At 71.5% G+C, this 15,113-nt stretch carries 12 protein-coding genes; 5 read left to right on the forward strand and 7 right to left on the reverse strand.

Going from position 1 to position 15,113, the window contains the following annotated elements:
- Positions 1–31 precede the first annotated feature (31 nt).
- The 5 genes from J7E22_RS03255 to J7E22_RS03275 all read right to left on the reverse strand — a co-directional run bounded on the left by J7E22_RS03255 (position 32) and on the right by J7E22_RS03275 (position 6,811).
- Positions 32–1,984: a thioredoxin domain-containing protein gene (locus J7E22_RS03255; protein WP_214978858.1), complete on the reverse strand. Its 1,953-nt coding sequence runs from the start codon at positions 1,982–1,984 to the stop codon at positions 32–34.
- Positions 1,981–2,532: an ATPase gene (locus J7E22_RS03260; RefSeq protein ID WP_214978860.1), complete on the reverse strand. Its 552-nt coding sequence runs from the start codon at positions 2,530–2,532 to the stop codon at positions 1,981–1,983. Before J7E22_RS03260 ends, J7E22_RS03255 begins: the two co-directional genes overlap by 4 nt.
- A 1-nt stretch (position 2,533) precedes the next feature.
- The gene (locus J7E22_RS03265) at positions 2,534–3,601 is read right to left on the reverse strand and encodes an NAD(P)-dependent oxidoreductase (RefSeq protein WP_214978862.1); all 1,068 of its coding nucleotides are present in this window, start codon (positions 3,599–3,601) and stop codon (positions 2,534–2,536) included.
- 143 nt (positions 3,602–3,744) lie between these two features.
- Positions 3,745–4,608: a sulfurtransferase gene (locus J7E22_RS03270; RefSeq protein ID WP_214978863.1), complete on the reverse strand. Its 864-nt coding sequence runs from the start codon at positions 4,606–4,608 to the stop codon at positions 3,745–3,747.
- Positions 4,609–5,272: 664 nt separating this feature from the next.
- Positions 5,273–6,811, reverse strand: a complete 1,539-nt coding sequence (locus J7E22_RS03275; protein ID WP_214978865.1) for an MFS transporter — start codon at positions 6,809–6,811, stop codon at positions 5,273–5,275.
- 165 nt (positions 6,812–6,976) lie between these two features.
- On the opposite strand from J7E22_RS03275, the gene J7E22_RS03280 reads away from it, so the two are divergent.
- The gene (locus J7E22_RS03280; protein ID WP_214978867.1) at positions 6,977–7,636 is read left to right on the forward strand and encodes a TetR/AcrR family transcriptional regulator; all 660 of its coding nucleotides are present in this window, start codon (positions 6,977–6,979) and stop codon (positions 7,634–7,636) included.
- Positions 7,637–7,804: 168 nt separating this feature from the next.
- Here the strand turns inward: J7E22_RS03280 and J7E22_RS03285 are convergent, their stop codons facing one another.
- The gene (locus J7E22_RS03285; protein WP_214978869.1) at positions 7,805–9,436 is read right to left on the reverse strand and encodes a dolichyl-phosphate-mannose--protein mannosyltransferase; all 1,632 of its coding nucleotides are present in this window, start codon (positions 9,434–9,436) and stop codon (positions 7,805–7,807) included.
- A gap of 53 nt (positions 9,437–9,489) precedes the next feature.
- Between J7E22_RS03285 and rsmI the strand changes: the two genes are divergently transcribed.
- From rsmI to rsmA, 4 genes are all read left to right on the forward strand, one after another.
- Positions 9,490–10,311: a 16S rRNA (cytidine(1402)-2'-O)-methyltransferase gene (gene rsmI / locus J7E22_RS03290; protein WP_214978871.1), complete on the forward strand. Its 822-nt coding sequence runs from the start codon at positions 9,490–9,492 to the stop codon at positions 10,309–10,311.
- A gap of 111 nt (positions 10,312–10,422) precedes the next feature.
- On the forward strand, positions 10,423–12,000 hold the full coding sequence (metG, locus tag J7E22_RS03295) for a methionine--tRNA ligase (protein WP_214978873.1): 1,578 nt from the start codon (positions 10,423–10,425) through the stop codon (positions 11,998–12,000).
- Positions 11,997–12,929: a TatD family hydrolase gene (locus J7E22_RS03300; protein WP_214978875.1), complete on the forward strand. Its 933-nt coding sequence runs from the start codon at positions 11,997–11,999 to the stop codon at positions 12,927–12,929. Before metG ends, J7E22_RS03300 begins: the two co-directional genes overlap by 4 nt.
- 2 nt (positions 12,930–12,931) lie before the next feature.
- Positions 12,932–13,780, forward strand: coding sequence for a 16S rRNA (adenine(1518)-N(6)/adenine(1519)-N(6))-dimethyltransferase RsmA (gene rsmA / locus J7E22_RS03305; protein WP_214978877.1), 849 nt, complete (start codon positions 12,932–12,934; stop codon positions 13,778–13,780).
- On the opposite strand, the gene J7E22_RS03310 is transcribed toward rsmA, so the two are convergent.
- On the reverse strand, positions 13,728–14,687 hold the full coding sequence (locus J7E22_RS03310; RefSeq protein ID WP_214978879.1) for a pentapeptide repeat-containing protein: 960 nt from the start codon (positions 14,685–14,687) through the stop codon (positions 13,728–13,730). The genes rsmA and J7E22_RS03310 overlap by 53 nt on opposite strands.
- Positions 14,688–15,113: the final 426 nt, after the last annotated feature.

A 15,113-nucleotide genomic window follows, 5' to 3' on the forward strand; every position in this document is an offset into this window, starting at 1 on the left:
AGGCGGCCGTGCGACGCCCACGGGTGCGGGGCTACGCCCGGAGGTGTGCCGTCAGGTCCGCCGGGGAACGCGCGGGCAGGGCGCAGACGTGGTCGTGGCAGACGTAGGCGGCGGGGTCGAGGGCCGAGCGGGACTCGAGCAACGAGAAGCCGGCGTCGGCCCACGCGTCGGCCTGAGACGGCGTCACCGTGACGACGATGGTGCCGGGGCGGCGAGCGGCGGCCGCGATCGAGCGCATCGCCGTGCCGGAATCGGCGCCGGCACCGGCCGGCCCGCCCGTTCCCGCCGATCCGCCGGTTCTCGCCGATCCGCCCGTTCCCGCCGGTCCTCGCGATCCGGCCACCACCACGATCTCGCGCGACGGCCGTTGCAGCGCCAGCGCCACCCCGAGCGCGTCGGCGTGCCCGAGCGGTCGTTCGGTGCCCGTCGTCGCGCGGTCGGCCACGAGCCGGACTGCGGCGTCACGGTAGCTCCGCTCCCCGGTCAGTTGTGCGAGCAGTGCTGCTGCGTTCGCCAGCGCCACGGTGCCAGAGCGCACCGCGGTCTGCGGCTGCTCACCGGTCGCCGTCCCCGCTGCCGCCAGGACCGGGTCGACGTCGAACCGCTCCGCCAGGCCGTCGTCGACGAGGGAGCGGGCCACCACGGCCGTCCCGACGTCGCCGGTCACCAGCGCGAGTTCGAGGAGGCCCTCCGCCAGCAGACCGACGTCCTCCACGGTCGCCGGTGCCGAGGACACCCCACGTGGCGTGCTCGAGCGGACCACCACGTGACCGTCGCGGACGTGCGCGGCCAGCACCGCGTCGGCTGCTGCCTGCGCGAGCGTGATCATCTCGGGGTCGTCGTACCGGGCGCCGGCGATCGCAAGGCCGCGGATCGCCAGGCCGTTCCACCCGGTCAGCACCTGGTCGTCGAGGGGCGGCGGCTCGAGTTGCGCGCGCTCGGACGCGGGGCGTCGGTACCACTCGCCCTCCACCCGGCGGCCGTCGATGGTGGACTCGCTGTCCTGCGCGGCGACGAACGCACCGTCCGGTCGGCGCAACGTGTCGCGGAGGAAGTCCGCGATGCCCCGGGCCTGGGCAGCGCCGGTGACCGCCAGGAGCCCCGCGTTGTCGTAGAGCATCCGCTCGTAGTGCGGGACGGTCCAGTCACGACGGGTCGCGTACCGGAAGACGCCGCCGTCCGGGTCGGTCAGTTCGGAGCGGGCGATGGCGTCGAGGCTGCGGTCGAGGAGTCCGCGGGCGGTTCCGGCGGCGCCGGCGTCATCGCCGTCGCCGGCGTCGCCGTCTGCGTCGGCTGCGGCGTCCGCCAGGAACTCGAGCAGCGGGGTGCTCGGGAACTTCGGGGCGCCCCCGAACCCGCCGTACGTCGTGTCCTCGGCCGCGGCGAGCTGGCCGACCACCGCGGTGATCGCCGCGACGGACGGGAGGCCCGGCCCGGCTCCGACACCGGCGTCACCACCGCGGCTGGTCGCGTCCGCCTCGGCACCCTGCCGGATCGCCGTCGCGATGGCACTCGCGTTCGCGTGCACCTCGTGCCGTCGATCCCGCCAGGCGTCGAGGACCGCGGCGGTGATCTGCCGGAAGGACGGCACCTGCTCGACCGGCGTCGGCGGGAAGTACGTGCCCGCGAAGAAGACCTGCGCGTCGGGCGTCAGGAACGCGGTGAGCGGCCACCCGAGCTGCTGCGTGAACGCACTCGCGGCCGCCATCGCGCTCGCGTCGACGTCGGGGCGTTCCTCGCGGTCGACCTTCACGGCCACGAAGTCCTGCCGCAGCAGCGCGCCGATCTCCGGGTCCGAGAAGGTCTCGCGGGCCATCACGTGGCACCAGTGGCACGTCGCGTAGCCGATCGACACCAGGACGGGCACGTCGCGCTCGCGTGCCTCGGCGAACGCCTCCGGTCCCCACTCGCGCCAGTCCACCGGGTTGCCCGCGTGCTGCCGCAGGTAGGGGCTGACCGCGGTGCCGAGTCGGTTGTCGCTCATGGCTCCAGCGTGCCCTCCGGACCGAGCCAACCCGTCAGGAACGCGAGCCGACGGGCGACCTGCTCCGGGGTGAGGTCGTCGGTGTCCACCCGCGTGACGGTGTCCGTGGTGGCCGTGTCGAGCCTCCCGGCCGTCCGCGTGCTGTGCGCGAGCTGGTCCTGCGGGACCGTGCCGCCCACGCGTCGGCCCAGCCGCGACGCGGTGACGTCGTCACCGGCGCGGAGCAGGACGGCGGTGACCACGGGGCCGTCACCCATCGCTGCTGCGAGGGTCTCCTGCTGCAGCACCGACACGGTGTTCGTGTACACGAGCCGGTGGTGGCCGAGCTCCCGGTACGCGGTCCACATCGCGCGCAGGTTGCGTTCCGCCAGCCGGGCTTCCGGGTGCTCGACGTGCGGCGCGGGGTGCGCGAGGTCCAGCAGGTCGCCCTCGATCACGGCGTGCCGGACGTCGGCGGCCGCCAGGAGGTCGTGCAACGCCTCGGCCGCGGTCGACTTGCCGACACCGGACCGTCCGCCGATGAGCAGGACCTCGGACCGGGGCGGCACGTCAGTCCTGGCCGAGGGACAGGAGCACCAGGGTGGCGTCCTCGGGGCCGTAGTCGAACATGCGCTCCCAGAACGGGTCCTCCGCCCACGGGACGTCGCCGTCCGCGGGGACCTGGTTCGCCGTCTCCATCAGCCAGTCGAGCTCCGGCACGACGGCCGTCTCGAAGCGTGGGGGCTGCCAACCGAGCGAGCGGGCGGCCGTGGTGTCCAGGACGAACGGAGTCGGGGACGACCACGGGGTGAGGCCGGCGAAGGCTGGGGCGTTCTCGTCGAGCAGGACCTCGTCGAAGGTGTGCCCGAGGTGTCCCGCGATCGTGCGGACGATCTCGAGGACGGACGGCGCGGTGTCGTCGGCGACGTTGAGGATCCGGCGGTCCGGCGCATCGGCGACCAGCCGGACGAGCGAGCCGATGCCGCTGGCCGCCGTGGTGTGGTCGACACCGCGGCCGCGGTCGGCCAGCAGGATGCGCTCCCGGCCGTCGAGGACCCGTCGCACGACGAACCACTCCCGGGGCCGACCGATGCCCGGGCCGTGGACCTTTGACGGGCGGAGCACCGTGACGGGAGCGCCGTGGTCCAGCAGAATCTGCTCGGCGGCCACCTTCGCGGCGCCGTACCCTTCGCGGGTCGTGGGGTCGACGTCCGCCGCGGGGATCGTCGGTTGTCCTTCGGTGACCGCGCCGCCGAACACGGGCTTCTCCGTCGAGTTCGCGTGCCGGCCCTGCTCGTCGACGTAGACGGCCTTCGACGACACGAAGACCGTCGACCCGACGTCGTCCAGGAACGGCCGGAGCTGCAGGGCGTCGTCGCGGGTCAGCCCCACGGTGTCCACGAGCAGGTCGGCGCCGGGGCGGAGGAGGTCGCGCAGCACCGTGGTGTCGCGGCGGTCGCCCGGGGCGAACGTCGCGCCGGCGGCGGTCAGGGCGTCGGCCGTGGGGCTGCCGTGCCGTGCGACGACTTCGACCTGCCAGTCGTCACCGCCGCGGCCGGAGGCGTCGAGGAGTTCACGGGCGACAGCCGAGCCGATGCCGCCGGTGCCGCCGAGGATGACTGCGCGCCTGGTGCTCATGGGGCAACGGTAGTGCGGTCGGGTGGTGCCGGGCGCTGTGTTGTCGTGCGGTGTCCGCGGCTTTTCAGTCGGTGGTGCCGGACGCTGGCGGTCGGGCGGTGTCCGGCGCTGCGTGCCGGGTGCTCTGCCTGCCCGGCGGTCGCCTACGAGGCGATGGCCTCGGGCTCGTTCCGCCACCAGTCGACCAGGGAGCCGTCGTACACCTGCACCCGGTCGTGCCCCAGCACCGTCAGGGCGAGCGCGTCCACGCACGCGGCGCTGCCGACGCCGCAGTACGTGACGATCTCGGGGGCGTCGAAGACCGGCGCGAAGACCTCGGCCAGCGCGGGCCGTCGCAGGATCGTGTTCGTCTGGGGGTCGATGACGGTGTCGATCGAGATCGGTGTGCTGCCCGGGACCACGGGCGGGTGGTCGGAACCGAGGACTGCGGCGGGCGCCGCGAGCACCAGGGTCGCCGGTTCGACGCCGGAGACGGCTCGGGCGACGCGCTCGCGGTCCGCCCAGAGCGCACGCTCTTCACCGGCGAGGAACGTGTCGTCGCCCTCGCTCCGCTTCGGACGGGACCGCAGCGCGCCGACGCGGACCGGTCGGCCTTCGTCCCGCCACTTGGTGAACCCGCCGTCGAGCACCGCCACGTCGTCGAAGCCGAACGCTCGGAAGATCCACCACAGCCGGGCCGCCCACTCGCCGAGGCTGTCGTCGTAGACCACCACGGTCGAGGAGTTCGTCACGCCGAGCTCCCGCGCGGCTGCTTCCAGTCGTTCGGCGGACGGCCGGGTGAGGGGCAGGTCGGCTTCGGGCGCGGACAGCGCGTGCACGAGGTCGGCGTAGCGGGCACCGGGCACGTGGCCTCGCTGCTCGTAGGAGTCCTCCGCCGAGGCCCAGGTCGTCGTCGTCCCGGTCCCCGTGGCGTGCACGGACGCGTCGAGCACGACGAGCTCGTCAGCACCGAGGTGGTCTGCGAGCCACTGCGTCGACACGAGCGGCGAGGTCAGGACGGGGGACATGGTGCTCACGGTAACCGGGACCCCTGACGGGCAACAGACAAACCGACACACGGAGCAACGGTCGGCGATTGCCGAGCGACGTCGCGGTCGTCGTCCGACACCGGGCTCGTCGCGCGGCAGCGGCTCAGGACGGCGCGGGTGCCGGGGCGGGGCTGGCGGCGCGGGCACGTGCCGACGTTCCGCGCGGACCGGACGACGTGCTGCCTTTGGCCGGGGTCGGCCCGGTGTCGAGCGGCACCGCGGCCGTCGTGCGACAGCGGGCGTGTCGCGCGGCAGCCGGGGCGCTGGCTGGCGCGCGGAGCGTCCCTGCGTCCGGGCGGGTGCACGGTTCGACGTCGCACGAGTCGTTCGACGCGTGGGTTGTCGCACGATGCGCGCGCATGGGATGCGTGTGCGTGCTTCGACGTTGCACGTGTCGTTCGACGCGTCCGTTGTCGCACGATGCGTGCGCATGGGATGCGTGTGCATGCTGCGACGTTCCGCGTGTCGTTCGCGGCGTGGATTGTCGCTCGAGGCGCCGAGCGAGCCGCCGTCCGGGCACGCGGCACGCGGCACGCGGCACGCAGATGCGCAGCTCCGCGGCACGCACGCACGCACCACGCACCCACCACGCGCGAACGACCCGCCCGGCGAGAGCCGGACGGGTCGTCGTGGTGCGGGATGGTCAGTGCGCGGCGGTCGGGACGCTCCCCGTGGCGTCGGCGCCGGCGCGGGCGAGGCGCTCGAGCCGGACCGACTGGCGGTTGATCAGCAGCCCGCCGGCCAGCGCCACCAGGACGAGCACGCCCGCCGAGATCGCGAAGGCGGTGTGGTAGCCGTCGAGGACCGCCTGCGCCTGCTGGAGCTTCGTCGGAGGAGCCGACAGCCCGGAGAGGCTGTTCGAGACGACGTTGGCGAAGATCGTCGACAGGAGCGCGGTACCGATGGAACCGCCGATCTGCTGCATCGTGTTCACCGTCGCCGAGGCGACACCCGCGTCCGCTCGAGCAACACCGGTCGTCGCCGTGTTCATGGCCGACGAGAAGATCGTGCCCATGCCGAGACCGATCACGATCAGCGCAGGCAGGACGGTCGTGGCGTAGGTGGTGTCCAGGCCGGTGCGGAGCAGCAGGAGGAGCCCCGTCGCGGCGACGAGCCCGCCGGCGAAGATCAGCACCTTCGGCCCGACGCGCGGCAGCAGACGGCCACCGATCTGGGTCGCGGAGATCATGATCGACAGCGGCATCGGCAGGAACGCCAGTCCGGTCTGCATCGCGCTGAACCCGAGGGTCTGCTCGAGGTAGTACGTCAGGAACAGGAAGATGCCGAACATGCCGATCGCGACGAGGCCGATCGCGATGAACGAGCCGCCGCGGTCACGGTCGAGGACGACCCGGAGCGGGAGCAGCGGGTGGGCGACGCGCGTCTCGATGAGGATGAACGCGGCGATCAGCACGACACCGCCCGCGAGCATGGCGATGGTGAGGGGAGCGTCCCAGCCGTTGGTCTCGGCGTTGGAGAAGCCGTAGACGATGCCGACCAGGCCAGCGGTGATCGTGATGACACCGGCGACGTCGATGCGGGGCCGCTCGACCTTCGGCGGCTTCGCCATGAAGATCAGCGCACCGATGACACCGAGGATCGCGAACACGACGTTCACGTAGAGGCACCAGCGCCAGGATGCGTACTCGGTGAGGATGCCGCCGAGCAGGAGCCCGATCGCCGCGCCGGAACCAGCGATCGATCCGAAGATCCCGAATGCGCGACCGCGTTCCTTCGGGTCACGGAAGGTTGTGGTCAGCATGCCGAGGGCCGACGGCGCCAACAGTGCGCCGAACGCGCCCTGCAGTGCGCGCGCCGCGACCAGCAGGCCGAACGAGTCGGCGAGGCCACCCAGTACCGACGCGACCGCGAAGCCGACGAGGCCGATGATGAAGGTGTTCTTCCGCCCGAACAGGTCACCGAGGCGACCGCCGAGCAGGAGGAGCGAACCGAACGCCAGCGAGTAGGCGGTGACGATCCACTGGCGCTGGTCGGTGCCGAACCCGAGGTCCGTCTGGGCCGACGGGAGCGCGATGTTCACGATGGTGGCATCGAGCACCACCATCAGCTGGGCGAGTGCGATGACCGCCAGGGCGATCCAGCGGTGGTTCGCCTTCGGGGGAGTGCCCGGAGTCGTGGGTGCTGTCCCGGTAGGGGCCGGCACGGTCTGTTCTGCCGTCACGGCAGCCTCCTTCGAAAAGGTTGGAGGGGAGGTGAAGCGCGCGCCGTCGGGCGCTTCGAGGAGGGGGGTGTGAAGCGGATGCGGTGCATCCGCTTGTAGGCAGTGTAGACCGAAACGGACGACGCACATCCACTTATTCCCAGAATGTTCAACTAGGTTCGGGGTGTGAGCACCACCGATCAGGGTCCGGAGTTCGAGCGCCCCCTCCGCGCCGATGCCGCGCGCAACCGTGAACTGATCCTGCAGACCGCCCGCAAGTGCTTCGCCGAGCGGGGCATCACCGTGACGCTGAACGACATCGCCCACGAAGCCGGGGTCGGCGTCGGGACCGTCTACCGGCGGTTCGCGGACAAGGACTCCCTGATCGAGGCGCTCCTGGCGACGAAGTTCGAGGCGATGAACGCCGCCGCTGCCCGCGCCGCCGACGAAGCCGACCCACGCGAGGCCCTCCGGGTCTACCTGATGGGCGTGTTCGAGTTCCGCGCTCGGGATCGTGCGCTCGCCGACGCCATCGTCCGCGCCGGGAAGGCGCGCCCGTCGATCGTCCACGAGCGTGACCGACTCGAGCTGCAGGTGACCGAGATCATCCGGCGTGCCAGCGAGGCCGGGGTGGTCCGCGCCGGGTTCAGCTACCGCGACCTGCCCATGCTCACGACGATGCTCGGTGCGGTGGCGGATGCCACCCGCGACACCGACAAGGACGCCTGGCGCCGGTACGCGCACGTCCTCATCGACGGCGTGATCCCGCCGGTCGACACCGACGCCATGATCGGCACGCCGCTCGGACGCGAAGCGCTCGAACGCGCCATGCAACCAGCGTCCTGACCGACCCGAGCGGACCGGCCGACCCGAGCGGACCGGCCGACCCGAGCGGACCGGCCGACCCGAGCGGACCGGCCGACCCGAGCGGACCGACCACCCGAGCGAACCGACCACCCGCAGTGGCGACACGACCGCCGGAGGCGGGCCGCGCCTCCAGGCCGACGCCGTGGATTAGAGCCAGCTGGGCAGCCAGTAGTGCGACCGGATGAAGTCCCACGGCATCTGCATCGCCGTCCACATCGGGTACCAGTACACCGAGGCGAGCACCACCACGCCGAGGTACACCCCGACCCACAGCACCGCACGCGTCCTGCGCGACCGTTCGTCGCGCGGGGAACCGAGCACCAAGCCGATCGCCGCGGCCAACGCCATCACCATGAAGGGCTCGAAGGCGATCGTGTAGAACTGGAACACCGTGCGGTCGACGTACATCAGCCACGGCAGGTAGCCCGCCGCGACGCCGAGCAGCACGAAGCCGTACTCCCACTGCCGCCGGGTGATCCAGAGCACGAGCAGCACCACGGTCGCGATGACCGCCGCGTACCAGATGAACGGGTTCGCGATGCCGGTGATGGCCTCGCCGCAGCGGCTCGCCGCGCAGCCGTCCTGTCCGGCGTTCTGGCCCGCGTAGAACATCGATGTCGGCCGCTGCATCACGAGCCACAGCAGCGGGTTCGCCTGGTACGAGTGCGGCGTGTGCAACCCGATGTTGAACGCGTAGATCTCGGACTGGTAGTGCCACCAGTTCTGCAGGCTGTCCGGCACCCACGACAGCACGCCGGTCCACCGCTGACCGCCGGAGCCCAACCAGTTCCGGTCCCAGCCGCCCCTCGACAGGAACCAGCCGGTCCACGACGCCAGGTAGGTCGCCGCGGCGATCGGCACGGTGAGCAGGAACGTGACGGGGGCCTGTTGCAGCCAGGCGCTCGACGACCAGAACGCCACCCCCGCACGGCGACGGAGCATCGTGTCGCTGAGCACCGAGTACACCGCGAAGAACGCCAGGAAGAACATCCCGGACCACTTCGTGGCCGACGCCAACCCGAGCGCCAGCCCCATCGCGAGGAGCCACGGCCGCCACCAGAAGACCGGCCCCCAGAGGGTGTCCCGGCCCTGCTCGGCGCGGCGGAGGACCCAGGCGTCCATCCGACGGGCGGACCACCGGCGGTCGAGCAGCAGCGCACCGAAGCCGAGGACGACGAAGAACGTCAGGATGCCGTCGAGCAGGGTGACCCGCGACATCACGATCGCCTGCCCGTCGACGGCGAGCAGGAACCCCGCCAGGGTCCCGATGAGCGTCGAGCGGAAGAGCGACCGGGCGATCACCGCGGTCAGGAACACGGTGGCGATGCCGAGCACGGCGACCGTGATGCGCCAGCCGAACGAGTCCCCGGGCCCGAACAGCAGCATGCCGAGCCCGATCAGGTACTTGCCGAGGGGCGGGTGCGCGACGAACTCGGCGGCGCTCGTGAAGACGTCGGTCTGCCCGCTGGCGAACCGGTCGTCCGTCTTCGGCAGGGACGTGTCGTTCGGGTTCGGTGGCCAGGTGCCCTCGTACCCGAGGTGCACGATCGACCAGCCGTCCTTGACGTAGTACGTCTCGTCGAACACGAGCGAGTGCGGGTTCCCGAGGTTCACGAGCCGCAGCACGGCGGCCAGCAGCGTGACCGCGAGCGGACCCGTCCAGCGCCACACCGCGAGCCGGATCCCCGTCGACAGGACACGCGCCCACCAGTCGTCGAGACGGGAGCCGACCGGCACCTCTGGCACGGCCGTGCGGTCGTCGGTCAGCTCGCTGGTCATCGGGAGCATCCTACGGATCGGCCGTATGCGTCCGCTGCGACCACAATGGGTGGGTGATCGTCCTCGCAGCAACCCCCATCGGCAACCTCGGTGACGCCTCGCGCCGCTTGGTCGAGACCCTGTCCAACGCCACCGTCGTCGCGGCGGAGGACACCAGGACCGCCGTGCACCTGATGCGCGCCCTCGGGATCGAGAACCGGCCGCGGCTCATCGCCCTCCACGAACACAACGAACGGGCGAAGGCCGCGGAGGTCGTCGAGCTCGCTCGAGAGGCCGACGTCGTCGTGCTCACCGACGCCGGGATGCCCGCCATCAGCGATCCGGGATTCCCGCTCGTCGAGGCCGCGGCCGCGGCGGGTGTGACGGTCACCGCGATCCCCGGGCCGTCGGCGGTCCTGACGGCGCTCGCCGTGTCCGGACTCCCCACGGACCGCTTCACGTTCGAGGGGTTCCCGACCCGGAAGGGCGGGGAACGTCGACGGGCGTTCCAGTCGCTTGCCGGTGAACAACGCACGATGGTGTTCTTCGAGTCGCCGCACCGGCTGGCCGACACGCTCGCCGACATGGCCGTCGGGTTCGGAGGGGACCGGCGGGCCGCGGTCTGCCGGGAGCTCACGAAGCTCTACGAAGAGGTCCGCCGTGGCTCGCTCGACGAGCTCGTCACGTGGGCGTCCGAGGGGGTGCGCGGCGAGATCTGCGTCGTGGTCGCCGGGGCGTCCGCGCCGACCGAGGAGGCATCGCTCGACGACGGCATCCGGCTCGTGCTCGAGCGGGTGGCCGCGGGCATGCGGATGAAGGAGGCCGCGGCAGCGGTCGCGGACGCGACCGGCCTGTCGAAGCGCGACCTGTACGAAGGCGCGCTCGCGGCGCGCTGACCACCGCACTGGAGGCACGGGGCGGGCCCGCCACGCGCCTCCAGTCGGGTTCTCCACAGGTGGCGCGCGGGGCGCGTCATCCGGTCCGGCCCCGCCCGTAGGATGGTCCGCATGTCCGACGGGTCCTCGTTCAGCATCACCACGCCGATCTTCTACGTGAACGACGTGCCGCACATCGGGCACGCCTACACCGAGGTCGCCGCGGACGTCCTCGCGCGCTGGCACCGGCAGCGCGGTGACGACACCTGGCTGCTGACCGGCACGGACGAGCACGGGCAGAAGATCCTGCGCACCGCCTCCGCGAACGACGTCACGCCGAAGGAATGGGCCGACCGACTCGTCACCGATGCGTGGAAGCCGCTGCTCGACACCGTGGACATCGCGAACGACGACTTCATCCGCACGACCGATGAACGGCACGAGCGTGGCGTGACGGCGTTCCTGCAGAAGCTCTACGACGACGGGTACATCTACGCCGGCGAGTTCGAGGGCTTCTACTGCGTGGGCTGCGAAGAGTACAAGCAGCCGGGCGACCTGGTGCCCGGGACCGGTGCGTACGAGGGGGAGCAGGTCTGTGCGATCCACTCCATCCCGGTCGAGGTCCTGTCCGAGCGCAACTACTTCTTCCGGATGTCCGACTTCGAGCAGCCGTTGCTCGACCTCTACGAGTCGAACCCCGAGTTCATCCAGCCCGAGAGCGTCCGGAACGAGATCATCTCGTTCGTCAAGCAGGGGCTCCGCGACCTGTCGATCTCACGGTCGAGCTTCGACTGGGGCATCACGATCCCGTGGGACAGCGACCACGTGCTGTACGTGTGGTTCGACGCGCTCCTCAACTACGTCACGGCGCTCGGGTACGGCTCGGATGACGACGAAGCATTCCAGCGCCTCTGGCCGAGCGTCCACATCGTCGGCAAGGACATCGCCCGCTTCCACGCCGTGATCTGGCCGGCGATGCTCATGGCGGCGGGGCTCCCCGTGCCGAAGCGCGTGTTCGGGCACGGGTGGCTGCTCGTCGGCGGCGAGAAGATGTCGAAGTCGAAGCTCACCGGCATCGCGCCGTCGGAGATCACCGACACCTTCGGCTCGGACGCGTTCCGGTACTACTTCCTGCGTGCCATCACCTTCGGGCAGGACGGCAACTTCAGCTGGGAGGACATCTCGGCGCGGTACCAGTCCGACCTCGCGAACGGGTTCGGCAACCTGGCGTCCCGCATCGTCGCGATGCTGCAGCGGTACTTCGACGGCGCCGTGCCGTCGCGCGGGTCGCTGACCGCGTCCGACGAAGCCGTCGACGCGCTCGCCGTCTCCGTCACTGAGCGCGCCGACGCAGCGATTGCCGCCTTCGCCCCGCACGAGGCGATCGCCGCCGTCTGGGAGCTCGTCGACGCGCTGAACGGGTACATCACGGAGCAGCAGCCGTGGGTCCTCGCGAAGGACGACGCACAGCGCGAGCGGCTCGGGACCGTCCTGGCGACGGCGCTCCGGGGCCTCGGCACCGTGGCCGTCCTGACCTCCCCGGTGATGCCCAAGGCGACCGAGAAGCTCTGGGCCTCGATCGGCGCCGGTGGTTCGATCGCGGAACAGCGGGTCGACCGCGCGTGGGAGTGGCAGGGTGCGACCTCGGTCGTGCCGCTCGAGAGCGGGCTCTTCCCGCGCATCGAGCAGGCCGAGCAGGGCGCAGCGTGACCGACTCCGGAGCTGACGCCCACGTCCGGTCGCGGAACGGCGACGGCGGCCAGAAGCGGGACCTGACCTACCCGCCGCTGCCCCAGGCGCTCGTCGTCGGCGTGTACGACAACCACACGCACCTCGAGATCGCCGACGGCGTGGGCGACGGCGGCAACGGCCCCCTCGATTACCGCGAGCACCTCGGCCGTGCGTCGAGCGTGGGTGTGCGCGGTGTCGTGCAGGTCGGGACCGACCTCGCCACCTCGCAGTGGTCCGCGCAGATCGCCGCCCGCGAGCCCCGCGTGCTGGCTGCCGTGGCGCTGCACCCGAACGAGGCCCCTGAGCTCGACGCGAAGGGCTTGCTCGACGAGCACCTGGCGGGGATCGCGGAGCTCGCCGCCCTGCCCCGCGTGCGGGCGATCGGCGAGACCGGGCTCGACTTCTTCCGCACCGGCGAAGACGGTCGTGACGCCCAGATCCGCTCCTTCGAGGAGCACATCCGCATCGCGAAGGAGCACGACCTCGCGCTGACGATCCACGACCGTGACGCACACGACGCCGTGGTCGAGGTCCTCGACCGCGTCGGGGCTCCCGAGAAGACGGTGTTCCACTGCTTCTCCGGCGGTCCGGACCTCGCGCGCCTGTGCGCCGAGCGGGGCTGGTACATGTCCTTCGCCGGGACCGTCACGTTCAAGAACGCCGAGCCGCTGCGCCAAGCCCTCGCGGTGGCGCCCCGGCACCTGCTCATGGTCGAGACGGACGCCCCGTTCCTGACGCCGGCACCCTTCCGAGGTCGTCCGAACGCGCCGTACCTGATCCCCGTGACGCTCCGGTCGATGGCCGAGACGCTCGGCACCGACGTCTCGATGCTCGCCGCGCAGATCGCGTCGAACACCGAGCTGGTCTACGGGGCGTGGGACGCCGAACCCGTCACGGTGGACCAGTAGTCGTGGGGGCGCTCCTCGGTCCGGCGGAGATCCGGGACCTCGCGGCGAAGCTCGACGTCACCCCGACCAAGAAGCTCGGACAGAACTTCGTGCACGACGCCAACACGGTGCGGCGCATCGTGGCGTCCGGACGGGTCGACGCGTCGTCCAAGGTGCTCGAGATCGGGCCAGGGCTCGGGTCGCTCACCCTCGGACTCACCGAGACGGGTGCGTCGGTCACGGCGGTGGAGATCGACGGTCGCCTCGCCGCGCAGCTGCCCGCCACGGTCACTGCGCTCCAACCGTCGGCGCAGCTCCGGGTCGTGCACCAGGACGCGCTGACGGTGGCGGCGTCCGACCTGCCGGAAGCGCCCACACACGTCGTCGCGAACCTGCCCTACAACGTGTCCGTGCCGGTCCTGCTGCACCTGCTCGCGACGTTCCCGTCGATCGAGCGGGCGCTCGTGATGGTGCAGGCCGAGGTCGGCTACCGCATCGCGGCGGGCCCGGGCAGCAAGGTCTACGGGGCGCCGAGCGTCAAGGCCGCCTGGTACGGGTCGTGGAGCACGGCCGGTCAGGTGAGTCGGCAGGTGTTCTGGCCCGTCCCGAACGTCGACAGTGTGCTCGTGGGGTTCGACCGCGCCGACCCGCCGGGCGATGAGACGCTCCGCGCACAGGTGTTCACCCTGGTCGACGGCGCGTTCCAGCAGCGACGGAAGATGCTCCGCCAGAGCCTCTCCGGTGTGCTCGGCGGGAGCGCCAGGGCGTCGGAGATCCTCGAAGCAGCGGGCATCGACCCCACCGCGCGTGGTGAGGCGATCAGCGTCGACGACTTCGTGCGCCTCGCCCGGACGGTCCTCGCCGCGTCCTGACGTCCGCGCCGGACGTGTCGGTCGGGGCCTCAGCTCGTGTCGGTGATGCGGTCCAGTGGCTCGGCCGGGTGAAGCCATCGGGGAGCAGCGTCGCATCGTCTCCGCGCGCGGCGTTCACCTGCATCTGCGTGAGGAACAGGGCACCGCGCAGGTCCGCTCCGCGCAGATCGGCGTCCCGCAGGTCCGCGCCGAGCAGGTCGCACCGGTCGAGCACGGCTCCACGCAGGTCCGCCGCGAGCAGCAGGCTCCCGCGCAGCGTCACGCCACGCAGGTCGGCCCCCGCCAGGCGCGCGCCGACGAGGTCCGAACCGGCACGGTCGTGCTGCTGGTCCTGGCGCCCTCCCCGGGCGATCTCGCTCGCGCGGAGCAGGAGCGGCCGCGCGGTGTCGTACTCGGCGTCCACGTCGAGCACAGCGAGTTCCGCGGGTGTCCCGTCGCTCAGCGTGTGGACCCGTTCGAACGCCGAGGACCACGACGCAGGATCGAGCCCCTCGGTTTCGACCATGGTGACCGCTTCGTCCAGGTACCGGAGCAGGTCGTGGAGGCGTCGCACCACGGGGAAGGTCGCGAACATCGCGATCCGGGTCTCGTCGTCATCGCGCCAGGACCGACCCGCGAACGTCTGCTGCGACACCTTCTGCCCGGCGCCCGCGCAGTCGAACACGGTGCAGCCCTTCCACCCGCGGTCGCGGAGGTGCGGGTGGATGCGGCACCCGTCGGTCGTGTCGAGGTTCGTGCACGGGTCGCCGGCGGACTTGTCGACGGGGAAGTCCGCGGACCGGGTGAACGCGAGGGCGACGCAGCAGAGGCCGAAGCAGTTGGCGCAGTCGGCTCCGAGGTCCGCTCGGCGCCCGAGGCGGACACGGGTCCGGGTCGTCGTCGCCGAAGGGTGCTCCTGGTTCGCCACGGTTCCAATCCTCCCGCATCGAGCCAGCACGGCAGCCTCCCGGTCCCCGGACGTGCACGGTCCTCGGCGGTTGTGAAATACACAATGTTTGTGACACGAGGACCACCAGCCCTAGCCTCCCAACAGGAACACGAGCACGAGGAGGCGTCATGACCCCACACGGACCGGACAGCCCCGAACGGAGCGACGGCCGCGCCGACTTCGGCAGCACACGAACAGGAGGCCGAACGATAACGATCGGGTGGATGGAGGGGGGAGCCCGGCAGCGGCAGCTCGTCCACACGAGCGAGCTGACCGAGTTCATCGCTGGGCTCCCTCGCCCAGAAGGGAGCAGTGAGGAACGACAGGCTCGTCTCCGCCGGACGTTGCGCTCGGTGCGCGGCACCCGCCCGGTCTCGCCGCCTTCCCTGTCCAACGGAGCGCGCT

The sequence above is a fragment of the Curtobacterium sp. ISL-83 genome, assembly GCF_018613895.1.
In the GTDB taxonomy this organism is placed as follows: domain Bacteria; phylum Actinomycetota; class Actinomycetes; order Actinomycetales; family Microbacteriaceae; genus Curtobacterium.